Here is a 22,335-nt window from a genome sequence, read left to right as displayed (position 1 = left end):
ACAGGCATGAAACAGATCATCACGCACGTCACGCACTACCGCTATACCGCGCCCGTCACCTACAGCATCCAGACCCTGCGGCTGACCCCGCGCGACGATGAGCATCAGCGCGTGCTGCGCTGGCACATCGAGGCGCCCGGCGCGCTTGAGCAACAGGTGGACGCCTACGGCAACATCACCCACACCCTGACCTTGAACCGCCCGCACACGGAGATCGAACTGCGGGTGGTCGGACAGGTCATGGTCGGCTCGCTGACGCAGGGCGCGCTGGGCGGCGAGGACAGCCGCCTGCCGGTTCACGCCTATTGCGTGCAGACGCCGCTGACGCAGGCCGACGACACCATCATCGCGTTCGCCCGCAATGTGCTGCCCGACGGCCTGAACACGCCCGCCGACGTGCTGACCCTGGCTGCCGCCATCTACGACCGGGTCGCCTACGAACCCGGCACCACCGACGTCACCACCGCCGCCGGCCAGGTATTGGCGCTGGGCCACGGCGTGTGCCAGGATCACGCCCATCTGTTCCTGGCCTGCGTGCGCGGCCTGGGGGTGCCGGCGCGCTATGTCAGCGGCTATCTGTACACCACCGCCGAGCACGCCGCCAGCCACGCCTGGGCCGACGTCTGGCTGGCCGGCACGGGCTGGACCAGCGTGGACGTGACCAACCGCCAATTCGCCTCCGATTGCCACTGCCGCCTGGCGGTGGGCCGGGACTATGACTCGGCCTCGCCGGTGCGCGGCGTGCGCAGCGGCGGCGGCGAGGAATCCATGGAGGTCAGCGTGCAGGTCCAGACCGCCGCGCAGCAATAACCCCGTCCGGCCACACCGCAATACAATGCGGTGTGGCTTTTCCCATTTTTCGATCATGACCTACTGCGTAGCCGCCCGCCTCGATGCCGGCCTGGTTTTCCTGTCCGATTCCCGCACCAATGCCGGGGTCGACCAGATCAGCGTGTTCCGCAAGATGACCGTCTTCGAGCGTCCCGGCGAGCGCATGATGGTGCTGATGACGTCGGGCAACCTGGCCGTCAGCCAGGCCGTGCTGAACGCGTTGGCGCGCCAGCAAGACGAGGGCGGCGAAACCGTCTGGAACGCGCCCGACATGTTCGAAGCCACCCGCCGGGTCGGCGCCGCGGTTCGGGCGGTCTACCACCGCGAGGCCGCGGCCCTGCATGAACAGGGCGTGGACTTCAACGTCAGCCTGATCTTCGGCGGCCAGATCGGCGCCGAGCGTTGCCGCCTGTTCCAGGTGTATTCGGCCGGCAACTTCATTGAGGCCGGCTCCGAATGCCCGTACTTCCAGATCGGCGAAGCCAAGTACGGCAAGCCCATCCTGGACCGCGTGCTGCGTCCCGACACGTCGCTGGACGAGGCCGCCAAATGCGCGCTGATCTCGATGGATTCGACGCTGCGCTCGAATATTTCGGTGGGGCTGCCGCTGGATCTGCTGGTCTACGACGCCGACACGCTGCGCGTGACGCATTTCGCCTGCATCGACGAGCACAACGAGTATTTCCGCATGATCCGCGGCACCTGGGGCGAGCGGCTGCGTCAGGTGTTCGCCGAAATCCCGGATCCGCTTTGGACCCGCCCGGAAGATCCCGGCTCGCTGGTGCCCGCCAGCCGCGTGCACCAACCGCTGCGGGCCGAGCCGGTGGTGGACGTGGTGCCCGTGATGTATCCGGCGCCGCAGGTGCTGGCGGAGGATCCGGGCAAAGATCAGCTGAACTAGAGATTCAATATCCACGCCTGCTCGACGACCCAATCAGCGTCATCGAAGGATGGATCACTAGCGCGCCGTAATCAATCTAGGCTTTGGTAAATTCCATTTCGGCAGCCCGCAGAAGTGTCACTCCCACTCTACATAGATCATGTGGCTGCCAGTGAAGCCTGCTTTGGCGGGATAGCTCCCACCATTGAGTTTCACGCGAACGATGAAAGAACTTGATGCTTTGAAATAATTAAAGAAACTGGTTCGAGACTGCAGATTATTAGAAACATCAAAGCACCTTGAAACTCCCGGCAGCATGCAAATCTCATACTTTGCACTTATATTACTATTATCGTAGACGCTCAAATCCCATGAAAGCGACTTGATAACAGCATTGGCTGGCGGCGGAGAAGGTGGAAAGAACTTCGAAGTATCTACGTAAACATTCCCAGCATTTATGAGGGGCGCGGGATTAATCACGACCCAATTTCCGGCAACAGCGGGAACGGAAGTCCCGGCTAGAATAGTCATGAAATATAAAGCGGCGATTCTTTTCATTGATTACACCCAAGTAGTCCGAAGACGCATTAATAACAGAATAGGTGTTTAGTCCGGACGTCGAAAACGCTCAATTCGACATAATGGTTGCTTCCCTCATCGGAAGACTAAATGCTGCTAAATGCAGCCCTTGAGATTCGCGCGCTATTCGCCGCGCAGGCGCGCCACGGCCTGGGCCAGGTCTTCCTGCTTGCGGATCAGCGCGGCTTCGATCTGGTCGCGCGGCGTGCGGGTGTCCTCCAGCGGCGCCTTCAGGTCGGCGGCGCGCAGCAGGGTCATCAGGTCTTGCGTGCGCGTCTGGGTCGTGGGCGTGATGCTGCTCTGGTCGACCAGCTTGCCCTTGATGAACTTGCTCACCCGGGTCGACATCGTGCTCGATTCGGTGAACGAGGCCTTGGCCAGTTCGCCGTCTGCGTAGGCGATGTCGGTCTGGTTGTGGCTGTTGTCGCGGATCTGGTGGAAGGCGTAGTTCTGCGTCTCGGGATCGGTGGTCAGGTTCAACTGCTGGCCGGGCGTGAGGGCGCGGTGGTAGCTGGCCGCCAGCGACGACTGCTGTTGCTGCGAGATCGCCAGGTCCAGGCGCGGGCTGCCGCTGGCGCGGGTGTTCTGCGAGGTCTCGTACGAGAAGCTGTCGAGCTCGCGCGGCTGCAGCGGATTGGAGGCGATCGGCGTCTGGTTGATCGAGGCCGAGAAATCGGCCAGGCCGGACAGCAGCGTGCGATGCACGTCGGCGGGCAGGCCCAGGCGCGTGGTGGTCTTGCCTTGCGGCGCCCAGTCGCCGTAGCTCTTGTGCAGGTCGGCAAAGCCCGACTTGAACAGAGCCATCAGGTTGGCATCGCCTTCGCCGCGCTTTTGCGCGCTGTCGAAGCGGGACAGGTAGTTGGCGATGGCGGCTGATTGTTGCTGGGCGCTGCCGAATTGGGCGGGATTGCTGGCATCGACGCTGATCTGCGCGGAACCGGCGACCGTCTTGACGGTCAGCGAACGCTGGCCGGCATCGGCCTGGAAATTGAAGCTGACGCGGTCGGGGCCTTCGGCGCCCACCGAGGCTTGCAGCGACACCGCCGCCAGCACGCCGCTGTCGAACTTGGCCAGCGCGCCCAGCGCCAGCTTGGGCGGCACCGCGGCCAAGCCGTCGACGGCCTCCTGGAACGACTTGGACAGGCCGGCGATGGCATTGCGTTCGGCTTCGGAGAGCTTGGCGTCGCCCACGTCGATCTGCACGCCCAGGCCCTTTTCATTGCTTTCCAGCGTGACGGTGACCTGGGCGCCGCTGGCGGTGGTGATGCGCAGCGAGATCGCGTTGTCGGCCCGCGCCGGGCCCTGCGGCGCGGCAATGCCATCGACGGCGGCGGCGCGGGCCGAGGGGATCGACAGCGAATAGTTGCCGCCATCGGCCTGCAAGCGGCCCAGCAGCGCCGCCGCCAGGCCCTTGAACTGCCCGGTCAGCGACGCCGCGCGGACGTTGTCGGACATCAGCGACGACAGCGCGTCGGGTTCCGCCACTTGGCCGGTGGCATTGGCCGCGACCGTGCCGGGGGAGTAGGTCAGCACGTTGGCCGCCTGCTGGCCCAGCGTCACGGAGGTGGAGGCGGGGATGTCGGGGCCGCGGTTGACGGCGGTGACGCGAGACACACCGACCGCCGGCGCCTGCGGAGCGATGACAAGTGGCGGGGTATGGACAAAAGTCTTGGTCATGCCTCTAATCTCGGTGAGCGACACGGCACTTCAGATTTGCCGTGCAATGGATCAGAAACTAGCATCGCTGGAAAGGAACGCGAGTAAGGGACAAATTGAAAGCGGACGAAGTGCTACCAAGCTGCTAGTAGCAGACCGTACAAACCTGGCTTTCCGCCTCCCCTTTCCGCTTCCCTAAACCCGGCTTGTAAAACCGCAAATTCTCATCTTGCGGCTGGCGCGCCACACTGGCGTCAGCCCGCCATGCCTTGCCTTGCGGGTTGCGATAACACCGACAAGGACGAGACATGACCCCAATACTTCCGCGCGCCCTGGGGCGCCTGGCCGCGCCATTGCTGGCGCTGGGCTGCCTGGCGGGCGGCCCGGCCGCGGCCCAGAGCAGTTATCCGAATCACGCCATTTCGCTGGTCGTGCCATTCGCGGCCGGCGGCCCCACCGACGTGGTGGCCCGCAGCCTGGGCGCGGCCATGTCCAAGACCCTGGGCCAGAGCATCATCATCGAGAACCGCCCCGGCGCGGGCGGCACGCTGGCCGCCACCCACGTGGCGCGCGCCGCGCCCGATGGCTACACCTTCCTGATCCATCACAACGGCATGGCGACGGCGACGGCGCTGTACCGCAAGCTGCCGTTCAACCCACTGACCGACTTCGCCTACGTCGGCCAGGTGGCGGACGTGCCCATGACACTGCTGGGCCGCAAGGACTTGCCGCCGGGTGACATGGTGGAATTCATCAAGTACGCGCGCGCCAACGGCAACAAGATCAACCTGGCCAATGCCGGGCTGGGCGCGGTCTCGCAACTGTGCGGCATGCTGCTGCAGGAATCGCTGGGCGTGCAGTTCACCACCATCCCCTACGCCGGCACCGCGCCCGCGCTGACGGCGTTGCTGGGCGGCCAGGTGGACGTCCTGTGCGACCAGACCACCCAGACCCTGCCGCATATCAAGGCGCAGCGGGTCAAGCTTTATGGCGTGACTACCCTGGAACGCATCAAGACATTGCCCGATTCACCGACGCTGCAGGAGAACGGGTTGCAGGGCTTCGAGGTCAAGGTCTGGCACGGCGTCTATGCGCCCAAGGGCACGCCGCCGGAAGTGGTGGCCAAGTTCAACGAGGCGCTGCGCAACGCGCTGAACGATCCCGCCTTCAGCCAGAAGATGGCCGAGCTGGGCGCCGAGATCGTGCCCGAGGCCAAGCAGACGCCGGCCGGCCTGCAAAGCTGGCTGCAGTCGGAAGTGGACAAGTGGGGGCCGATCATCCGCAAGGCGGGCGTTTACGCGGACTGATGTCCCCGGCATCTGCCGAGCCGGCGCCGGTCGCCACGACCTTGCCGGCCGGCGGCGGCAAGACATCCCATGGGGGGCGCGAGCCGCCCGCCGCGGCAACGACTGCAGCGGAAAAAAGGCCGGCAACGATTGCCGGCCTTCTCGTGGCCACGTGATGCGCGGCGCGAGGCTATACGCTCAGTTCCTTCCACACCGCCAATGGCGCTTCGGCGTGGTTGAGGGTGTAGAAATGCAGTCCCGGCGCGCCGTTGTCCAGCAGGTTCTGGCACAGTTCGGTGACCACGTCGACGCCGAAGGCGCGGATCGAGGCCTTGTCGTCGCCGAACTCGGCCAGGCGCAGGCGGATCCAGCGCGGCACTTCGGCGCCGCACATTTCCGAGAAACGCAGCAGCTGGGTGTGGTTGGTGATGGGCATGATGCCCGGCACGATCGGCACCCGCACGCCCTTGGCCTGGGCCCGGTCGACGAAGTCGAAGTAGGCGTCGGCGTTGAAGAAGTACTGGGTGATGGCGGCATCGGCGCCGGCCTTGACCTTGGCCACGAAGTGATCCAGGTCGGCCGAGGGATTGGCGGCCTGGGGATGCATTTCGGGATAGGCCGCCACCTCGATGTGGAACCAATCGCCCGTTTCCTCGCGGATGAAGGACACGAGTTCGTTGGCGTAGCGCAGCTCGCCGGCGTCGCCGCCCATGCCCGAAGGCAGGTCGCCGCGCAGGGCGACGACGCGCCGCACGCCTTCGGTCTTGTAGGCCTGGAGGATGTCCCGCAGGTCCTGGCGCGAGGCGCCGACGCATGACAGGTGCGGCGCCGCCTCGCAGCCCAGGTTGCGCAGCGTGCGCACGGCGTCGGCCGTGCCAGCGCGGGTGGAACCGCCCGCGCCGAAGGTCACGCTGACGTACTTGGGCTGGATCGCCAGCATCTGCTTGGCCGCGCGGACCAGACGTTCCTGGCCGGCGAGGTCGCGCGGCGGAAAGAACTCCAGGCTGAATGCGGGGGAAATCGAGTCGGACATATCGGATCAGTTATCCATAGCGCTACGCGCATCGCATGAAACAGGTGCCGCCCCGGCGGGGCGCCGCGGAGCCGGCCTTGCCGGTCCGCTGGCATGCCCCTGCGAGGGGACGCCTGGCGCTCGCGGGGCGGGGGCGATCAGGGAATCAGTTTGGTCAGCAGGCCAGAGATGATGCTGTACAGGATCGCACCGCCCACGGCCCACCAGAAGCCGTTGACCTGGAAGCCTTTCAGCACGGAGCCGACGAACCAGAACAACAAGGCGTTGATGACGATGAGGAACAGACCGAGCGTGACGATGGTGATGGGCAGCGTGAGCAGCACCAGCACCGGCTTGACCAGCATGTTCACCAAGCCGAGCACCAGCGCGGCGATGAGCGCCGACCCGAAACTGGCGACGGTAATGCCGGGCAGCAGGTAGGCAACGGCCAGCAGGGCCACCGCATTCAGGATCCAGACGAGTATCAATTCCATGTTCGACCTCCTGTATTGACGCTCCGCGGCCCCGTCATCGCCAAGCGATACGGGGGAACCCCGCGGATCGGAAAACCCGCGCCGACATGGCGCGGCATTTCCCTATTTTGCTACAAGCATCAGTAGCGGTAGTGATTCGGCTTGTAAGGGCCTTCGACCGGCACGCTGATGTAGTCGGCCTGGTCCTTGCGCAGCGTCGTCAGGTTCGCGCCCAGCTTCTTCAGGTGCAGGCGCGCGACCTTCTCGTCCAGGTGCTTGGGCAGCACGTAGACTTCGCCCGACTTGTAGGCCTCGTTGCGCGTGAACAGTTCGATCTGGGCGATGGTCTGGTTGGCGAACGACGACGACATCACGAACGAGGGGTGGCCGGTGGCGCAACCCAGGTTCACCAGGCGGCCCTGGGCCAGCAGGATGATGCGCTTGCCGTCCGGGAAGATGACGTGGTCGACTTGCGGCTTGATCTCTTCCCACTTGCAGTCGGCCAGGCTGGCAACGTCGATTTCGTTGTCGAAGTGGCCGATGTTGCACACGATCGCCTGGTCTTTCATGGCGTTCATGTGTTCGCGGGTGATGACGTGGTAGTTGCCGGTGGCGGTGACGAAGATATCGCCGTGGGCGGCGGCTTCTTCCATGGTCACGACCTTGAAGCCTTCCATGGCGGCCTGCAGGGCGCAGATCGGATCGATTTCGGTGACCCACACCTGGGCGCGCAGGGCGACCAGCGCCTGGGCGCAACCCTTGCCCACGTCGCCGTAGCCGGCGACCACGGCGATCTTGCCGGCGATCATCACGTCGGTGGCGCGCTTGATGCCGTCGACCAGCGATTCGCGGCAGCCGTACAGGTTGTCGAACTTGGACTTGGTGACCGAGTCGTTGACGTTGATGGCGGCAAAGGCCAGCTCGCCCTTCTGCGACATCTGGTACAGGCGATGCACGCCGGTGGTGGTTTCCTCGGTCACGCCCTTGATCAGGGCCAGGCGGGTCGAGTACCACTTCGGATCACGCTCGAGCGTTTTCTTGATGGCGGCGAACAGCACGCGCTCTTCCTCGCTGCCGGGGTTGGCCAGCACCGAGATGTCCTTCTCGGCCTTGGTGCCCAGGTGCAGCATCAACGTGGCGTCGCCGCCGTCGTCGAGGATCATGTTGGCGTTCTGGCCATTGGGCCATTCGAAGATCTTGTGGGTGTACTGCCAGTACTCTTCCAGCGTTTCGCCCTTGACGGCGAAGACCGGCGTGCCCGACGCGGCGATGGCGGCGGCGGCGTGGTCCTGGGTCGAGAAGATGTTGCACGAGGCCCAGCGCACTTCGGCGCCCAGGGCCACCAGCGTTTCGATCAGCACGCCGGTCTGGATGGTCATGTGCAGGCTGCCGGCGATGCGGGCGCCCTTGAGCGGCTGCTTGGCGGCGAACTCTTCGCGGATGGCCATCAGGCCGGGCATTTCGGTTTCGGCGATGGCCAGCTCGCGACGGCCCCAGCCTGCCAGCGACAGGTCGGCGACGATGTAGTCGGAGAAGGATTTATCGGTTACAGCGTTCATGGTGTGTAGGCTCCACGTGAATGACGAACGGCGCACGATACGGCCGGACAACGCGAAACCACCACGACAATCGAGTGCTCGCCTTTTCCGCCATACGCGACAAAGGTGAGCGCCGTTGCTGTAACGCCGTGCTGGGCACGGCGCTTGAACAGGGATTCCTGAGCCTGGCGAACCGGGTTCCGCGAGCCATGGGGCATGACGGGAACCACAGGGTCGTCGCAACGCTCCTCAGGATTGACGGGCATTGTACCGGTTTGGCCGGGGCAGAGGAAAGCTCGGCGTGCAATGTCGGATCAGTGGCGGTCAGCCCGCCTGGGCCAGGGACCGCGCCGGTTCCGCGCCGGGGGTCAGCGGCACCAGCGATGCCAGCAGATCCGAGGCGACGGCGTCCCAACTGCGCGTCAGGGCATGTTCGCGCACGGCATGCCGGTCCAGCGGCAGCGCCGCGCGGCAGGCGTGGGCCAGGTCATCGTCCAGGAAGCCGGTGACGCCAGGCGTCACCACCGCCAGCGGCGCCTCGCTGCGGAACGCCGCCACCGGCGTGCCGCAGGCCATGGCCTCCAGCATCACCAGGCCGAACGTATCCGTCAGGCTGGGGAACACGAAGACGTCCGCCGCGCCGTAGAACGCCGGCAGGGCATCATCGTTCTGCATGCCCAGGAACACCGCCCGGGGAAAACGCTTTTTCAGGCGAACCTCGTCGGGACCGGCGCCCACCACCACCTTGCTGCCGGGCAGCTCCAGCGACAGGAAAGCGTCCAGGTTCTTCTCGCGCGCCACCCGGCCGACCGAGAGGAAAACGGGGCGCGGCAGGTCGTGGAACGCCTGGCCGGGAGTGGGCCGGAACTTGCGCGGGTCGACCCCGCGCGACCAGAGGCGCAGGTTGGCGAAACCGCGCCGCACCAGGATGTCGCGCACGGTCGGCGTGGGCACCAGCACGCATTGCGACGGCCGGTGGAACCAGCGCAAAAAGCGCCACGGCAACGCCGCGGGAATGCCCATGCGCGCCCGCAGGTAGTCGGGAAACATCGTGTGAAACGAAGTGGTGAAGCGCCATCCGCGCGCCAGCGCCATGCGCCGCGCCGCCAGGCCCAACGGGCCTTCGGTGGCGATATGAAGCGCGTCGGGCACGGTGTCGCCCAGGATACGGCGCAATTGCCGTCCGGGTTGCAGACACAGCCGCAGGTCCGGCTCTGACGGGGCCGGCACGGTGCGGCTGCCCTGGGGATTGACCACGATCAGTTCGTGGCCCCATTCGGTGAGAATCTGCTGCATGGTCGTCCAGGTGCGGACGACGCCGTTGACTTGCGGATGCCAGGCATCCGTAACCAGGACGATGCGCATGATGGGGCCGGAAGTGGGCGATAGCGCGATTTAGCCCGCGCCATGTGACACCCTCAAGACCACGGCGCGCGTGGCCGGCTTGCTTAGCTGTTGCGGCGCGGGTACCCCTGGGCCTTGATGCGGATCCAGACCTCGCGCTTTTCCTCTTCCGTCATGAAGACCCAGTTGGCCACTTCCATGGCCGTGCGGCCGCAGCCCCGGCAGATATCGTCGAACAGCGTGGAACACACGGCAACGCAGGGCGAGTCCGAGGCCCGGAAGGCGCGTTGCGCATCCCCGGGCTCGGGCAATTCGGTCAGATCGGCAAAGGTGGCATTCATGGGCGAAGGTTACCACCCGGGGTGCGTCCCTTTTTGGATAGCCCTATCCCCTGTCTTGACTTGATTGACAGGTGGCGAAAGGGCCGCCCTGAGCACGCGGGCCGCCGGCCCGCGCGCTCAGGCCGAGCGCCTCCCCTCGGCCCAGCCGAAGAATTGCGCGACCTCGCGCAGCAGCGCGTCCGGCGTTTCCTCGGCCAGGTAGTGGGCGCCCGGCAGCGCTCCGCCCGACACCTCGTCGGCCACCGCCCGCCACAATCCCAGCACGTCGAAATTGCGCCCCACCGCGCCGCGCTCGCCCCACAACACGCGCAGCGGCAGGCGCAGGCGTTCGCCGGCCGCGCGGCCCTGGCGGTCGTGCTCCAGATCCAGGGTGGCGGAGGCGCGGTAGTCCTCGCAGATACCGGTGGCCCAGCCCGGCAGGCGCGCGGCGCGTTCGTACTCGGCCATCGCCTCGTCGGAAAAATGCGCCAGCCCGCCGGGGCGGCCGCCCATCACCGAGCGCAGGTAAAAAACCGGATCGCGTTCGATCATGGTTTCGGGCATGGGCGCGGGCTGGATCAGCCAGAACCAGTGGTAATAGGCCTGGGCGAAGGCGCGGGTGGTGTTCTCGTACATGTCCAGCGTCGGCGCGATATCCAGCAGCATCATGCGGCCGACCGCGGCCGCGTGATCCAGGCCCAGCCGGTGCGCGACGCGGGCGCCGCGGTCGTGCGCCAGCACGTCGAAGCGTTCATGCCCCAGGGCGCGCATCAGCGCCACCATGTCGGCGGCCATGGCGCGCTTGGAATGCGCGGCATGGTCAGGCGTGGCGGCCGGCTTGTCACTGTCGCCATAGCCGCGCAGGTCGGCCGCCACGCAAGTGTGGTGGCGCGTCAGTTGCGGCCAGACCCGGTGCCAGATGGCATGGGTCTGCGGATGGCCATGCAACAGCAGCAAGGGCGGCCCGGCGCCGTCGACGCGGGCGGCGATATGGATGCCATTGACCTCGTGGCGGCGCACGGGCAGATCGAAGAAAGCGGTCATTGCGGTCTGTGCCTCTCTGTCGGTGGTGCTTCAGTTGTCGAGCCGGTCGCGCACGCGGCACGCCACGTCTTTCATCCAGGGGTGGCGGGCGCAGCGGCCGGCCTCGAAGTGTTTCACATCCGGCAGTTGCTGCAGCGCGGCGCGCACCGGGTTCGCAGGCCGCCGTGCGGTGTCGGGCGCTTCGCGCAGGCTCAGATCTCGTCGATGGCGGTGCTGGCCGGCATGTCGCCGATGGCATAGCGGTCGCGCGTGGTGACGTAAAAGCTGGCGCCGAAGCGGCCCACCGGAAAGTAATCCTGCAGGCGCACGCGCCAGGAGTCGGTGTCGATCAGGCCGTCGCGCGCGTGCAGCCAGCGCACCTGGCCGATGAAGATCTGGCGGCTGGCGGTTTCCAGGGTTTCGAACAGCGTGCATTCGAAGGCCACCGGCGCCTGCACGATGCGCGGCGGCGCCACCCGCTGGCTGGGCGCGGCGTCCAGGCCGGCGTGCGCCAGCTCGCTGACGTCGGCCGGCAGGCGATCGCCGCAGCGGTGCATTTTCTCGGCCATGGCCTCGTCGGTCAGGTGCACCACGAATTCGCGGTCGCGCGCGATGTTGCGCGCCGTGTCCTTCAGGTTGCCGTCGTCGAGCCGGTTGATGCTGACCATGACGATGGGCGGGTCCTCGCCCAGCATGTTGAACATGCTGAAAGGCGCGGCGTTGACCACGCCGGTCTCGGACAGCGTGGTGATCAGCGCGATCGGCCGCGGCACGATCAGGCTCGCCATCAGCTTGTAGCGCTGGTATCCGGTGATTGAATCGAAGTCGATGTCCATGTCAGGCCATTCCCAGCATCTGGGCCAGGGTTTGCGCGGGCTGCGGGCGCTCCAGACTGATGCGCCGCTCCAGGTCCGCGAGATGGTTGTCGTTGATCTTGACCGCCTCGGCCACCTGCCCGCGCTCCATCAGATCGACGATCAGCACGTGTTCACCGTGTTCGCAGGCCGCGTTGCCCGGCGGTTCATACAGCGCCACGATCAGCGAGCAGCGCGACACCAGCTCGGCCAGGTAGCCGTGCAGGATGCGGTTGCCGGACAGTTCGCCCAGGCGCACGTGGAAGGCGCTGGCCTGGCGCGCCCAGGCGGGCTGGCCGGCGCGGTGCAGCAAGGCGTGCTCGTCACGCAACTGCTTGCGCAGCGAGGCATAGTCGGCTTTGGTGGCGCGCGCGGCCGCCAGCGGCAAAAGCGCCGCCTCCAGTGCGCGCCGCGCCTCGAAGATCTGGCGCGTGTCCTCGGGAGTGGGCTCGGCCACCACGGCGCCGCGATTGTGGTGCAGGTCAACCACGTGCTCGTGCGCCAGGCGTTGCAGCGCCTTGCGCGCGACCGAGCGCGACACGCCGAAGATGTCACACAGCGCCGCCTCGGGCAGCTTGGTGCCGGGGGTGAGCCGCTGGCTCATGACGCTTTCGTAGACCGCCTCGCAGATGCGGCGCTCCATGTCGGCATCGGGAGCCGCGTCGTCCAGGTGCTCGGCGACAGCGGCGGCGGCGCGACGCGCGGGCGTCGCCTTGGAACGGGATTTAGCGGGATCGCGGGTGGGCATGGCGGGCTCGGTGGCAACGAAGGAAAAAAGTCGATCAACGGGCAGGCAGGCCGGGCGCCGGCGACAGGCCATCGACATGGCGGTAGATCTCGCCCGGCGTGGCGAACCAGATCTCGCCCCGGTCGCGCGCGGCCGCCAGCGGCGCCAGCGCCCGGCGCAAGTGTCGCAGACGGTAGGGCTGGCCGACGATATAGGGATGCAGCGCGATGCCCATCACCAGGGGCTGGCGCAGCGCCTGCGTCCGCATTTCCTGGAACTGGTCGAGAATCATATCGGCAAAGTCGCGCGCGTCCATTTTGCGACCCATGATCATGGGGATGTCATTCAGTTCCTGCGGATAGGGAATCGCCCACAGGTCGCCGGCGCGCGTGCGCAAGCGTGTGGGCTGATCGTCGTGGCACCAGTTCAAGGTGTAGCGGTAGCCGGTTTCGGCCAGCAGGTCGGGCGTGGCGCGGCTTTCCGAGATCCATGGCGACAACCAGCCTGCCGGCGCCGCGCCGGCGTGGCGGCCGATACGGTCGCGGCAGTGTTCCAGCAACGCCCGTTCGTCGGCCTCGCCCAACCCGCCCTGGCGATGGGCGTTGCTGTAGCCGTGGCCGATCAGCTCATCGCCGCGCGCCAGGCAGGCATCGACCAGCTCGGGGCAATGGTCATACAGCGCGGTATTGATCAGCGCCCCCGCCGGCAGCCCCAGCGCGTCGAACAGTTCCAGGCAGCGCCATGCCCCTACCCGGTTGCCGTACTCGCGCCAGGCGTAATTGAGCACGTCCGGCTGGGGCGAGGCCGGGCCCAGCTCGGCGCCCAGCCCTTCGCCGAAGGCGAAGTGCTCGATGTTGAACCCCAGATAGACGGCCAGCCGCGCGCCATTGGGCCAGGTGTAATCCGCGCGGCCGGTGATGGGCTGGTAAGCGAAACGGTCATGGCCCGCCAGCGGCGCGGGCGCCCAGGAAGCGGCACGCCCCGCATTAGTGCCTTGAAGCAGCGATGGATTCATTTTGGTGCAAATCCTGATGCATGATTGTGAACAAAAACCCTGCTTTTTTGGAAACAAAAACAGGATGGAAAGTCGACAAACCACCGGCTTCCCTCTGTGATCGGCCCCCCTGGGTCAGGTGGCATGGATCTTGCATCGGGAACGGCAGCAGCACCTTCTCCATGCAAGATCCATTCCACTTTTCCAGGAGTGCCCGATGCGCCCGACCCGCCGTTCATTCATGCTCCGCGCCACCGCCGCCGCCCTGTTCGCGGCCGGCCTGGCCGCGCAACCCGCGCTGGCCGCCGACCCGATCAAGATCGGCCTGATCACCGCCCTGTCGGGGGAATCGGCGCGCGCCGGCGAGGCCCTGACGCGCGGCATGACCATCGCCATCGACGAAATCAACGCCAAGGGCGGCCTGCTGGGCGGGCGCCAGATCGTACTGGTGCGGCGCGACGACGAAGGCAATCCGGCCAAGGGCATGGCCGCGGCGCGCGAGCTGATCTACAAGGAAAAGGTGGCCGTGCTGTTCGGCGGCCTCGATACCCCGGTGTCGATGGCGATCGTGCCCATCGTCAACCAGGAGAAGGTGCCGTTCGTGGGCCCTTGGGCCGCCGGCACGGCAATCACGCACAACAAGGGCAATCCCAACTTCGTGTTCCGCGTCTCGGCGATGGATGAGATCGTCGACAGCGCCATGGTGCAGTACGCCCGCAAGACCTTCCAGAGCGCCAAACCGGGCATGATCCTGGTGAACAACCCATGGGGCGAATCGAACGAGAAGGGGCTGGACGCCGCGCTGGCGGCCGCCAGGATCACGCCGGCGGGCGTCGAGAAATTCCAGCCCGGCGATCTGGACGTCACGCCGCAACTGAGCCGCCTGAAGGCGGCCGGGGCCGACACGCTGTTCCTGGTGGGCAACGTAGGGCCATCCGCGCAGGTGGTGAAATCGCTGGACCGCATGGGCTGGAAGGTGCCGGTGGTGTCGCACTGGGGCCCGGCCGGCGGCCGCTTCACCGAGTTGGCCGGCCCCAACGCCAAGAACGTGCACTTCGTGCAGACCTACAGTTTCTTCGGCCAGCAGGGCCCGGTGGGCGAGAAAGTGATGCAGGCGCTCAAGGCCAAGTATTCCGACATCAAGGGCCCGCAGGACATCACCCCGGCCGTGGGCGTGGCCAATGCCTATGACGGCATGCAACTGGCGGCGCTGGCGATCGCGCAGGCCGGTTCCACCGACGGCGACGCGGTGCGCCAGGGCTTCTACAAGATCGGCAAGTACGAAGGCCTGATCAAGACCTACGAGCAGCCCTTCACGCCGGCCTCGCACGACGCCTTGCGCGAGGACGACTACGTGTGGACGCACTTCGTCGACAACCGCATCCTGCCCGTCAAGGGCGCGCAGTAAGCGCCAGGGGAGACACGTATGCTGTGGATGTCCGCCATCGTCAGCGGCCTGGGCCTGGGTAGCATGTACGGGCTGATGGCCCTGGGCTTCTACCTGACCTACGCCGTGTCCGGCACGGTCAACTTCGCCCAGGGCAGCTCCATGATGCTGGGCGCGGTGCTGACCTATACCTTCGCGCAGACGCTGGGCTGGCCGCTGCTGGCCGCCCTGCCGCCGGCGCTGGCCTTGTGCGCGCTGTATGGCCTGGTGGTCGAGCGGCTGGCGGTGCGGCCATTCGCCAGCCGCGGTTCGAATGCCTGGCTCATGTCGACGGTGGCCTTGGGCATCGTGCTGGACAACCTGGTGATGTTCACCTTCGGCAAGGAGCCGCGCAGCCTGCCGTCCCCGCTGGCGCAAGCCCCGCTCGAAATCGGCGGCGTGGGCCTGGGCGTGTATCCGCTGCACGTGCTGATCCCGCTGGTGGGGCTGGCGCTGGCCGGCGCGCTGCATGCCCTGTCGCGCCGCACGCGCTGGGGCGTGGCGCTGCTGGCCGTGGTGCAGAACCCGAATGCGGCGCGGCTGATGGGCATTCCGGTAAGGCGCGCCATCATGGCGGCCTTTGCCGTATCGACGCTGTTCGCGGGCGTGGCGGGCGCCCTGGTCGCGCCGCTGTTCAACGTACAGGCCGACATGGGTACGCTGTTCGGGCTGAAGGCTTTCGTGGTCGCCATCCTGGGCGGCATCACCAGCGCCTGGGGCGTGATGCTCGCCGGCCTGCTGTTCGGCGTGGCCGAAGGGTTGATCACCGTCGCGCTGGGCTCGGGCTATACCCAGATCATCAGCTTCGCGCTGGTCATCGCCATCCTGGCCATGCGGCCCAACGGATTGTTCGGCCGTGCCGCCGCGAGGAAAGTCTGATGTCCAAGCAACCTGCGTTCCTGCGGCCGGCGCTGCTCGTCTACGCCCTACTGGCCAGCGCCAGCCTGGCGCTGGCGGCCAGCGTCAATGGGTACTACGTTTTCGTGATCGGCAACGTGGCCCTGCTGGCGCTCGCCGGTATCGGCCTGAACGTGCTGCTGGGCCTGACCGGCCAGATGTCGTTCGGCCATGCGGCGTTCTACGCCATCGGCGCCTACACGGTCGCAATCCTGACCGGCCAGGCCGGCTGGAGCTTCTGGCTGGCGTGGCCTGTCGCCGCGCTGGTGGCCGGCGCCTTCGGGTTGCTGCTGGCGGTGCCGGCGCTGCGCGTGCAGGGCCCCTACCTGGCGATGATCACCATCGCCTTCGGCTTCATCGTGGAACACGCCCTCATCGAAGGCGGCGATCTCACCGGCGGCCAGAACGGGTTGATGGGCATCGCCCAACCCGCGCTCGGCGGCCTGGGCGGCGACCGCGGCGTGGCGATGCTCGCGATCGTGACGGTGTTCGCCGCCCTGGCCGGCTATGCGCTGCTGGCGCGCGGCACCTGGGGCGCGGCGATGCGCGCGGTCAAGGACAGCGAGACGGCCAGCGAATCCATCGGCATCAACCCGCTGGTGGTGAAGGCCGTGGCCTTCATGGTATCGGCGGCGCTGGTGGGACTGGCCGGCGGCCTATATGCACCGCAGGCCGGCATGATCACGCCGCACAATTTCAACTTCATGCAGTCGATCCTGTTCGTGCTGGCCGTGACCATCGGTGGCGCCGGCTCGCTGGCGGGGCCGCTGCTGGGCGCGGTGGTGGTCGGGCTGCTGCCCGAACTGCTGTCGAGCCTGGAGGAGTACCGCCTGCTGTTCTTCGGCGCTTTCCTGCTGGTGGTGCTGTGGGCGGCGCCCGACGGTGCGGCGGGCCTGCTGGCGCGTTGGCAAAGGCGCGGCGCGATGCCGCGCTTGACGCCGCGCCAGGGGGGGCTGGCCACCACCGGCCAGGCGCGCCGCGCCCTGCGCGCCGACACGCTGACCATGACATTCGGCGGCGTGCGCGCGGTGCAGCGCGTGTCGTTCACCGTTGCGCCCGCCGCCATCACCGCCCTGATCGGCCCCAACGGCGCGGGCAAATCCACCGTCATCAACATGCTCAGCGGCTACTACCAGCCAACCGGCGGCAAGGTCGCGCTGGGCGCCGCGCCACTGGCCGGCCTGCCCGCCTACCGCGTGGCGCGCGAGGGCGTCGCGCGCACCTATCAGACCTCGCAATTGTTCGACACCCTGAGCGTCGAGGACAACGTCGCGCTGGGGCTGTTGCGCGGCCGGCTGGGCGGCCTGTTGGCCGCGCGCCGTTATCAGGCGTCCGACGCGCGCGAGCGGGCCCGCGCCCTGCTCGCCTTCTGCGGCTACGAAGGCGCGCTCGACACGCCGGCCGCCGGGCTGGCGCATGTGGACCGCAGGCTGGTGGAGATCGCCCGCGCGCTCGCCACCGACGCCGACATTCTGTTGATGGACGAACCCGCGGCGGGTCTGTCGCGCGAGGACAAGACACGGCTGGCGACATTGCTGCGGCGCATTGCCGAGGCCGGCGCCGGCGTGTTGCTGGTCGAGCACGACATGGCATTGGTGATGGGCGTGTCCGATCACATCGTCGCCATCGACGCGGGACGCGAACTGGCACAGGGTTCGGCCAGCGAGATCCAGCGCTCCGACGCGGTGCGGCAGGCCTATCTGGGCGACGACGCGGCGCGGCGAGCGCCCGCGGCACGCGCGTGCCCGGCCACGGGCGGGGTCGCGCCGGAGGTGCTGGGCGTGGGCAATCTCACCACCGGCTACGGCGCCAACCCAGTGCTGCATGGCATCGACTTGCAGGTCCGCGAGGGCGAAATGGTGGCGCTGCTGGGCGCCAACGGCGCCGGCAAGTCGACGCTGATGCGCACGCTCGCCGGCCTGCACCGGCCCGCCCAGGGCGGCATGCACCTGCAAGGACAGGAGCTGCAAGGGTTGAGCGCGGACCGCATCGTGGCGCGAGGGCTGGTGCTGGTGCCCGAGGGACGGCAGGTGTTTCCGGATCTGAGCGTGCTCGACAACATCCGGCTGGGCGCCTTCCTGCATCCGGCCGACCGCGAAGCGCGGGTGCAGCAGATGCTGGCGCGCTTTCCGCGCCTGCGTGAACGGCTGCATCAGCGCGCCGGCCTGCTGTCCGGCGGCGAACAGCAGATGCTGGCAATCGCGCGCGGGTTGATGTCCAAGCCGGTCATCCTGCTGCTGGACGAGCCTTCGCTGGGCCTGGCGCCGAAGATCATCGACGAATTGTTCGACGCGCTGGACAAGCTGCGGGCCGAATCGATGACGATCCTGCTGGTGGACCAAATGGCCGCGCTGGCCCTGTCGCTGGCCGACCGCGCCTACGTGCTGGAATCCGGCCGCGTGGCGGCGCACGGCACGGCGCGGGAGATCGCCGCGGACGGAGCGCTGGCACGCGCCTACCTCGGCGCCTGAACGTCAGCCCCTGACGCGCCGCTTGCGCCGGACGGCCCGCCGCCGGGGCGGCTCAGGCCGTCTCGGCGCCCAACCGCGCGCCCGCGCGCACGATGCCGCAGCGCTTGTAGGCGCGCATCACCACGCCCACTTCACTGGCCAGCACGCCATCGAGTTCGCCAAGCCTGCGCGTGACCACGTCCCACAAATGCAGGCTGTCGCGGCAGAGCACGTGCCAGAACAACTGCGAGGCGCCGCTGGTGCCGAACAGGCAGCGCGTGTTCGGGTCCAGCGCCAGGTGCGCGGCCAGCGCGTCGACCGCCTGCGGCCGCACCTGCACCGAGATCACCGCCTCGACCGGAAAGCCCACCAGGGCCGGCTCGACTTCCACCCGAAAGCTCAGCGCGCGACGCTCGACCAGGTGTTGCAACAGGCGATGGGCGGTGGGCTCGCTGACGTCGGCGTGCGCGGCCAGTTCGGCCAGGCTGGCGCGGCCATCGCGCATCAGGTGGGCGACGATGCGCTGCTCGGACTCGGTCAGCGCCGCCGGGGGCTGCGCCGTGGCGGACAGCGGCTCCTCGGGCGCGCTGTCGCCGGTCTGGATGCGCCACTGGCCGGCGCGCCGAAACGGCCGCAGCACCAGCCGCGCTTCCACATGCTCGACGCCCTCGATCGAGGGCAGCACGCGCGTCACCACGTCGGGCATGTCGGCCGCGTCCGCCAGCGTCAATTCGGCCATCACGTCGGCCGTGCCGGCCAGCGTCACCACCAGTTGGGTGAGACCGAGCCGCGCCAGCGCCTCGGCCGCCTCGGCCACGCGGCCCGAACGGCAGCGCACCCAGGCGTGCAGCACCACGCCGCGGCCGGTGGCGAGCGGATCGGCTTCGGCGATGACGCGCAGGGCGTCGGCATCCATCAACCGCTTGATGCGCCGCGCCACGGTGCGCTCGGCGATACCCGTGGCCGCGCCCAGCTCGCGCCAGGAGGCGCGCGGGTCGGCCTGCAGGGCGATCAGGCAGGCGAGATCGGTGTCATCGAGCGCCGGCATTAGGGGCTTACCCTTACTTGACGTGACTATATTCATTAATCTAACGTTCGCGCATTGATAAAAACACAAAATTTAACGGTCTGTTTGACCAAAAATAAAATCGAGGACGTTATGAGTACCCCTTCCGCAACCCTGCGCGCCACGCAGGGGGCAAACGCCGCGCCCGTGTCGCGCGCCCGCACGATTCTGGCCGGTAGTGTAGGCAATGCGGTGGAATGGTTCGATTGGACCATCTACGCGTCGTTCGCCATCTTCTTCTCGAAGCAGTTCTTCCCCGAGGGCAACGAGACCGCCGCGCTGCTGGCCACCTTCGGCATTTTCGCCGTCGGCTTCTTCATGCGCCCGGTCGGCGGCTGGGTGCTCGGCATCTTCTCCGACCGCTATGGCCGCAAGGCCGCGCTGGGCCTGACCATCCTGATGATGGCCGGCGGCTCGCTGATCATCGCCGTCACCCCGACCTACGCCACCATCGGCCTGGCCGCGCCGCTGCTGCTGACCGCCGCGCGCCTGCTGCAAGGCCTGTCGCTGGGCGGAGAGTATGCCTCGGCCACGACCTTCCTGGCGGAAATGGCGCCGCCCAACAAACGCGGCTTCTACTCCAGCTTCGTCTTCTTCAGCGCCGCGGTAGGCATCCTGGCGGCTTCGGCCGTGGGCTGGCTGCTGACCTCGACCCTGACCAAGGCCGAGATGGCCGACTGGGGCTGGCGCATTCCATTCTTCCTGGGCGCGCTGGGCGGGCTGGCGGGCATGTGGATCCGCCGCGCGGTCCCGGAAACCGAGGCGTTCTCGCACGCCAAGAAGGCCGGCGTGGAAAAGCAGCCGCTGCGCACCCTTTTGCGCGAACACCCGCGCGAAGTGCTGCGCATCGTCGGCTTCTCGATCCTGACCACCTTCGCGTTCTACATCTTCGTGGCCTACGTGCCGACCTACGCCATCCGCCAGGTCAAGGCCGACCCGCAGGTCGCGTTTGCCGCCAACACCGTTGCGCTGATCGTCTTCATGCTGGTGCAGCCCGTGTTCGGCATGCTGTCCGACCGCATCGGCCGCAAGCCGCAGCTGATCTTCTTCGCCGCCGGCTACCTGGTGTTCTTCTACCCGTTGATGACCACGCTGGGCCCGTCGTTCGGCTCGATCCTGGCCGTGGAACTGTTCGGCCTGGTCCTGTACGCCATGTACACCTCGATCGCGCCGGCCATCATGTCCGAGCAATTCCCCACCAGCGTGCGCGCCGTCGGCATCGGCACGCCCTACAACCTGGTCGTGGCGCTGCTGGGCGGCACCACCCCCTACCTGCTGACCTGGCTGCAAAGCAAGGGCATGGAGCGCTGGTTCTTCTATTACGTGCTGGCGGGCGCCGTCATCACGCTGATCACCTTCATCCGCATGCCCGAGACCCGCGGCCAGTCTCTCAAGTAAGACCGATCCAGGCCCCTGACGCCCCATCTCAACGCTTTCCGGCTCCGCCAGGACCGGAAAGCTTTTCCTTTTTCGTGAGAGCCATGCCAGACCAAGACACCGCCCTGCATTTCCGGGAAGCCCGCGAACTGGCCCGCGCCATCCGCGCGGGCGAACTGAGTTCGCGCCAGGTCACCACCCATTTCCTGGACCGCATCACCCGCGCGCCCGACCTGTGCGCGTACAGCGAGGTCACGGCGGAACGCGCGCTGGCCCAGGCCGAGGCCGCCGATCGCCTGCTGGCGGCCGGTATTTCGATGGGCCCCTTGCACGGCGTGCCGGTGGCGGTGAAGGACAGCGTGCAATGGGCCGGCACCAGCGCCAGCGGCGGCTCGCAAACCCGACGCGGCATCATCAGCGATGAAACCGCCACCGCCGTGCGCGGCCTGGCGGCGCAGGGCATGGTGATCCTGGGCAAGACCCGCATGACCGAATTCGCCTTCGGCCTGTCGGGCCAGAACCCGACCCAGGGCACGGCCCGCAACCCCTGGGATGCGGCTATCGCGCGCGCGCCCGGCGGCTCGTCCAGCGGCGCCGGCGTCGCGGTGGCGGCCGGCCTGGCGCCGCTGGCGCTAGGCGGCGACACCGGCGGCTCGGTGCGCGCGCCCGCGGCGCTCAACGGCGTGGTCGGCTACAAGCCGTCGTCGGGCCTCATCAGCCGCGCCGGCTGCCTGCCGCTGTCGGAAACGCTGGATGTACTGGGCCCGATCGCCCGCAGCGTGGCCGACGCCCGCCTGCTGACGCAGTTGCTGGCCGGCCCGGACGTCGACGACGCCGCCACGCTGGACGTCCGGGCGGCCGATATCGCCGCCCTGCGGCGTCCGGCCGCGCGCCAGGCCGGCGCCGTGGCCGTGCTGGCGCCGCAGGCCTGGCCCGCGACGTTGACCGACGAAGCCCTGCGGAGCTGGCACGTCGCGCAGGAGCGGCTGGATCAGGCCGGCGTCACGCCCGAAACCTGGCATCCCCCCGCCTCGCTGTCCTTCGCGCGCATGGCGGACGACAACTCGCTGGTGCTGGCCTACGAGGCCTACCGCCATTTCGGCCCGCTGGCCGAGGACCCGGCGCAACCCCTGTGGGAAGTGGTGCGCGCGCGCATCGCCGCCGGCGGCCGCATCGCCCCGGCCGACTATGCCGCCGCGCTGCAACGGCGGCAGGCCGATATGGCCGCCTTCGCCGCCGCCATGCGGGGCATCGATGCCTTGCTGATGCCGGCCTGCGACCAGGCCGCCCAGGCCCTGGACCCCGCCGATGTGCGCCACGCAGGCCTGGGCAGGCTGCTGCGTCCGGCCAATTTCCTGGGCGCCGCCGCCATCGCGCTGCCGGCCGGCTTCGATGCCGACAGCATGCCGATGGCGGTACAACTGCTGGCGCCCGCCGGCGGCGACGCGGCCTTGCTGGACTGTGCCGCGGCGCTGGAGCGTATCCTGGCCCCCGTGCCGCGCACGCCCGACCTGACGGCTTGGGGTCTCTGACCCGCCGGCGGCCGCCGCCCAAAAGAAAACGCCCCTGCATGCAGAGGCGTCGGCCGGGAAGGCAGGCGGC

Annotated in this window: 21 protein-coding genes and 1 riboswitch; of the genes, 8 read left to right on the top strand and 13 right to left on the bottom strand. The window is 67.8% G+C overall.

Going from position 1 to position 22,335, the window contains the following annotated elements; translation table 11 throughout:
• Nucleotides 1-6: 6 nt before the first annotated feature.
• Both ACN6O8_RS24260 and ACN6O8_RS24255 read left to right on the top strand, forming a co-directional pair.
• On the top strand, nucleotides 7-810 hold the full coding sequence (locus ACN6O8_RS24260) for a transglutaminase family protein (RefSeq protein ID WP_427993530.1): 804 nt from the start codon (nucleotides 7-9) through the stop codon (nucleotides 808-810).
• Nucleotides 811-865: 55 nt separating this feature from the next.
• On the top strand, nucleotides 866-1,732 hold the full coding sequence (locus tag ACN6O8_RS24255) for a peptidase (RefSeq protein ID WP_427993529.1): 867 nt from the start codon (nucleotides 866-868) through the stop codon (nucleotides 1,730-1,732).
• Nucleotides 1,733-1,849: 117 nt separating this feature from the next.
• Here ACN6O8_RS24255 and ACN6O8_RS24250 read toward each other — a convergent pair whose 3' ends face one another.
• Nucleotides 1,850-2,269, bottom strand: a complete 420-nt coding sequence (locus tag ACN6O8_RS24250) for a hypothetical protein (protein ID WP_427993528.1) — start codon at nucleotides 2,267-2,269, stop codon at nucleotides 1,850-1,852.
• Nucleotides 2,270-2,413: 144 nt separating this feature from the next.
• Nucleotides 2,414-3,967: a hypothetical protein gene (locus ACN6O8_RS24245; RefSeq protein ID WP_427993527.1), complete on the bottom strand. Its 1,554-nt coding sequence runs from the start codon at nucleotides 3,965-3,967 to the stop codon at nucleotides 2,414-2,416.
• Nucleotides 3,968-4,254: 287 nt separating this feature from the next.
• Between ACN6O8_RS24245 and ACN6O8_RS24240 the strand changes: the two genes are divergently transcribed.
• Nucleotides 4,255-5,253 (top strand): tripartite tricarboxylate transporter substrate-binding protein, encoded by a 999-nt coding sequence (locus ACN6O8_RS24240; protein WP_427993526.1) that lies wholly within the window; start codon nucleotides 4,255-4,257, stop codon nucleotides 5,251-5,253.
• A 169-nt stretch (nucleotides 5,254-5,422) separates the two neighbouring features.
• Here the strand turns inward: ACN6O8_RS24240 and metF are convergent, their stop codons facing one another.
• The 10 genes from metF to ACN6O8_RS24190 form a co-directional block, all read right to left on the bottom strand.
• Nucleotides 5,423-6,265, bottom strand: a complete 843-nt coding sequence (gene metF / locus ACN6O8_RS24235; protein WP_427993525.1) for a methylenetetrahydrofolate reductase [NAD(P)H] — start codon at nucleotides 6,263-6,265, stop codon at nucleotides 5,423-5,425.
• A 137-nt stretch (nucleotides 6,266-6,402) separates the two neighbouring features.
• Nucleotides 6,403-6,738: a phage holin family protein gene (locus ACN6O8_RS24230; RefSeq protein WP_427993524.1), complete on the bottom strand. Its 336-nt coding sequence runs from the start codon at nucleotides 6,736-6,738 to the stop codon at nucleotides 6,403-6,405.
• 119 nt (nucleotides 6,739-6,857) lie between these two features.
• Nucleotides 6,858-8,276, bottom strand: a complete 1,419-nt coding sequence (ahcY, locus tag ACN6O8_RS24225; protein WP_427993523.1) for an adenosylhomocysteinase — start codon at nucleotides 8,274-8,276, stop codon at nucleotides 6,858-6,860.
• A gap of 100 nt (nucleotides 8,277-8,376) precedes the next feature.
• Nucleotides 8,377-8,512, bottom strand: a riboswitch (S-adenosyl-L-homocysteine riboswitch).
• Between the two features lie 67 nt (nucleotides 8,513-8,579).
• On the bottom strand, nucleotides 8,580-9,620 hold the full coding sequence (locus ACN6O8_RS24220) for a glycosyltransferase family 4 protein (RefSeq protein ID WP_427993522.1): 1,041 nt from the start codon (nucleotides 9,618-9,620) through the stop codon (nucleotides 8,580-8,582).
• Nucleotides 9,621-9,703: 83 nt separating this feature from the next.
• The gene (locus ACN6O8_RS24215; RefSeq protein WP_427993521.1) at nucleotides 9,704-9,940 is read right to left on the bottom strand and encodes a DUF1289 domain-containing protein; all 237 of its coding nucleotides are present in this window, start codon (nucleotides 9,938-9,940) and stop codon (nucleotides 9,704-9,706) included.
• Nucleotides 9,941-10,057: 117 nt separating this feature from the next.
• Complete coding sequence (locus tag ACN6O8_RS24210; RefSeq protein WP_427993520.1) at nucleotides 10,058-10,963, bottom strand: alpha/beta fold hydrolase; 906 nt, start codon at nucleotides 10,961-10,963, stop codon at nucleotides 10,058-10,060.
• A 191-nt stretch (nucleotides 10,964-11,154) separates the two neighbouring features.
• Nucleotides 11,155-11,778, bottom strand: a complete 624-nt coding sequence (locus tag ACN6O8_RS24205) for a flavin reductase family protein (protein ID WP_427993519.1) — start codon at nucleotides 11,776-11,778, stop codon at nucleotides 11,155-11,157.
• Between the two features lies 1 nt (nucleotide 11,779).
• Nucleotides 11,780-12,544 (bottom strand): GntR family transcriptional regulator, encoded by a 765-nt coding sequence (locus ACN6O8_RS24200; RefSeq protein WP_427993518.1) that lies wholly within the window; start codon nucleotides 12,542-12,544, stop codon nucleotides 11,780-11,782.
• 34 nt (nucleotides 12,545-12,578) lie between these two features.
• Complete coding sequence (locus tag ACN6O8_RS24195) at nucleotides 12,579-13,538, bottom strand: polysaccharide deacetylase family protein (RefSeq protein ID WP_427993517.1); 960 nt, start codon at nucleotides 13,536-13,538, stop codon at nucleotides 12,579-12,581.
• Nucleotides 13,510-13,701, bottom strand: a complete 192-nt coding sequence (locus ACN6O8_RS24190) for a hypothetical protein (RefSeq protein WP_427993516.1) — start codon at nucleotides 13,699-13,701, stop codon at nucleotides 13,510-13,512. The genes ACN6O8_RS24195 and ACN6O8_RS24190 overlap by 29 nt, the downstream gene beginning before the upstream one ends.
• 33 nt (nucleotides 13,702-13,734) lie before the next feature.
• Here ACN6O8_RS24190 and ACN6O8_RS24185 point away from each other — a divergent pair, with 33 nt between their 5' ends.
• The 3 genes from ACN6O8_RS24185 to ACN6O8_RS24175 are packed head-to-tail and all read left to right on the top strand — an operon-like array spanning nucleotide 13,735 to nucleotide 18,311.
• Nucleotides 13,735-14,925, top strand: coding sequence for an ABC transporter substrate-binding protein (locus ACN6O8_RS24185; RefSeq protein WP_427993515.1), 1,191 nt, complete (start codon nucleotides 13,735-13,737; stop codon nucleotides 14,923-14,925).
• Nucleotides 14,926-14,943: 18 nt separating this feature from the next.
• Nucleotides 14,944-15,822, top strand: coding sequence for a branched-chain amino acid ABC transporter permease (locus ACN6O8_RS24180; protein ID WP_427993514.1), 879 nt, complete (start codon nucleotides 14,944-14,946; stop codon nucleotides 15,820-15,822).
• Complete coding sequence (locus ACN6O8_RS24175) at nucleotides 15,822-18,311, top strand: ATP-binding cassette domain-containing protein (protein WP_427993513.1); 2,490 nt, start codon at nucleotides 15,822-15,824, stop codon at nucleotides 18,309-18,311. Before ACN6O8_RS24180 ends, ACN6O8_RS24175 begins: the two co-directional genes overlap by 1 nt.
• Nucleotides 18,312-18,363: 52 nt before the next feature.
• Here ACN6O8_RS24175 and ACN6O8_RS24170 read toward each other — a convergent pair whose 3' ends face one another.
• Nucleotides 18,364-19,338, bottom strand: a complete 975-nt coding sequence (locus ACN6O8_RS24170; RefSeq protein WP_427993512.1) for an Lrp/AsnC family transcriptional regulator — start codon at nucleotides 19,336-19,338, stop codon at nucleotides 18,364-18,366.
• Between the two features lie 111 nt (nucleotides 19,339-19,449).
• Between ACN6O8_RS24170 and ACN6O8_RS24165 the strand changes: the two genes are divergently transcribed.
• Nucleotides 19,450-20,754, top strand: a complete 1,305-nt coding sequence (locus ACN6O8_RS24165) for an MFS transporter (RefSeq protein ID WP_026382075.1) — start codon at nucleotides 19,450-19,452, stop codon at nucleotides 20,752-20,754.
• Between the two features lie 83 nt (nucleotides 20,755-20,837).
• Nucleotides 20,838-22,265 (top strand): amidase, encoded by a 1,428-nt coding sequence (locus tag ACN6O8_RS24160; protein WP_427993511.1) that lies wholly within the window; start codon nucleotides 20,838-20,840, stop codon nucleotides 22,263-22,265.
• Nucleotides 22,266-22,335: the final 70 nt, after the last annotated feature.

Source organism: Achromobacter sp. (assembly GCF_050285565.1).
Classification (GTDB): Bacteria; Pseudomonadota; Gammaproteobacteria; order Burkholderiales; family Burkholderiaceae_B; genus Achromobacter.
This window is presented reverse-complemented; position numbering and strand designations above follow the sequence as displayed.

Coding starts and splice junctions, on each gene's coding strand:
- ACN6O8_RS24260 (WP_427993530.1), top strand. CDS start 7: ATGAAACAGATCATCACGCACGTCACGCACTACCGCTATACCGCGCCC.
- ACN6O8_RS24255 (WP_427993529.1), top strand. CDS start 866: ATGACCTACTGCGTAGCCGCCCGCCTCGATGCCGGCCTGGTTTTCCTG.
- ACN6O8_RS24250 (WP_427993528.1), bottom strand. CDS start 2,269: ATGAAAAGAATCGCCGCTTTATATTTCATGACTATTCTAGCCGGGACT.
- ACN6O8_RS24245 (WP_427993527.1), bottom strand. CDS start 3,967: ATGACCAAGACTTTTGTCCATACCCCGCCACTTGTCATCGCTCCGCAG.
- ACN6O8_RS24240 (WP_427993526.1), top strand. CDS start 4,255: ATGACCCCAATACTTCCGCGCGCCCTGGGGCGCCTGGCCGCGCCATTG.
- metF (WP_427993525.1), bottom strand. CDS start 6,265: ATGTCCGACTCGATTTCCCCCGCATTCAGCCTGGAGTTCTTTCCGCCG.
- ACN6O8_RS24230 (WP_427993524.1), bottom strand. CDS start 6,738: ATGGAATTGATACTCGTCTGGATCCTGAATGCGGTGGCCCTGCTGGCC.
- ahcY (WP_427993523.1), bottom strand. CDS start 8,276: ATGAACGCTGTAACCGATAAATCCTTCTCCGACTACATCGTCGCCGAC.
- ACN6O8_RS24220 (WP_427993522.1), bottom strand. CDS start 9,620: ATGCGCATCGTCCTGGTTACGGATGCCTGGCATCCGCAAGTCAACGGC.
- ACN6O8_RS24215 (WP_427993521.1), bottom strand. CDS start 9,940: ATGAATGCCACCTTTGCCGATCTGACCGAATTGCCCGAGCCCGGGGAT.
- ACN6O8_RS24210 (WP_427993520.1), bottom strand. CDS start 10,963: ATGACCGCTTTCTTCGATCTGCCCGTGCGCCGCCACGAGGTCAATGGC.
- ACN6O8_RS24205 (WP_427993519.1), bottom strand. CDS start 11,778: ATGGACATCGACTTCGATTCAATCACCGGATACCAGCGCTACAAGCTG.
- ACN6O8_RS24200 (WP_427993518.1), bottom strand. CDS start 12,544: ATGCCCACCCGCGATCCCGCTAAATCCCGTTCCAAGGCGACGCCCGCG.
- ACN6O8_RS24195 (WP_427993517.1), bottom strand. CDS start 13,538: ATGAATCCATCGCTGCTTCAAGGCACTAATGCGGGGCGTGCCGCTTCC.
- ACN6O8_RS24190 (WP_427993516.1), bottom strand. CDS start 13,701: ATGGAGAAGGTGCTGCTGCCGTTCCCGATGCAAGATCCATGCCACCTG.
- ACN6O8_RS24185 (WP_427993515.1), top strand. CDS start 13,735: ATGCGCCCGACCCGCCGTTCATTCATGCTCCGCGCCACCGCCGCCGCC.
- ACN6O8_RS24180 (WP_427993514.1), top strand. CDS start 14,944: ATGCTGTGGATGTCCGCCATCGTCAGCGGCCTGGGCCTGGGTAGCATG.
- ACN6O8_RS24175 (WP_427993513.1), top strand. CDS start 15,822: ATGTCCAAGCAACCTGCGTTCCTGCGGCCGGCGCTGCTCGTCTACGCC.
- ACN6O8_RS24170 (WP_427993512.1), bottom strand. CDS start 19,338: ATGCCGGCGCTCGATGACACCGATCTCGCCTGCCTGATCGCCCTGCAG.
- ACN6O8_RS24165 (WP_026382075.1), top strand. CDS start 19,450: ATGAGTACCCCTTCCGCAACCCTGCGCGCCACGCAGGGGGCAAACGCC.
- ACN6O8_RS24160 (WP_427993511.1), top strand. CDS start 20,838: ATGCCAGACCAAGACACCGCCCTGCATTTCCGGGAAGCCCGCGAACTG.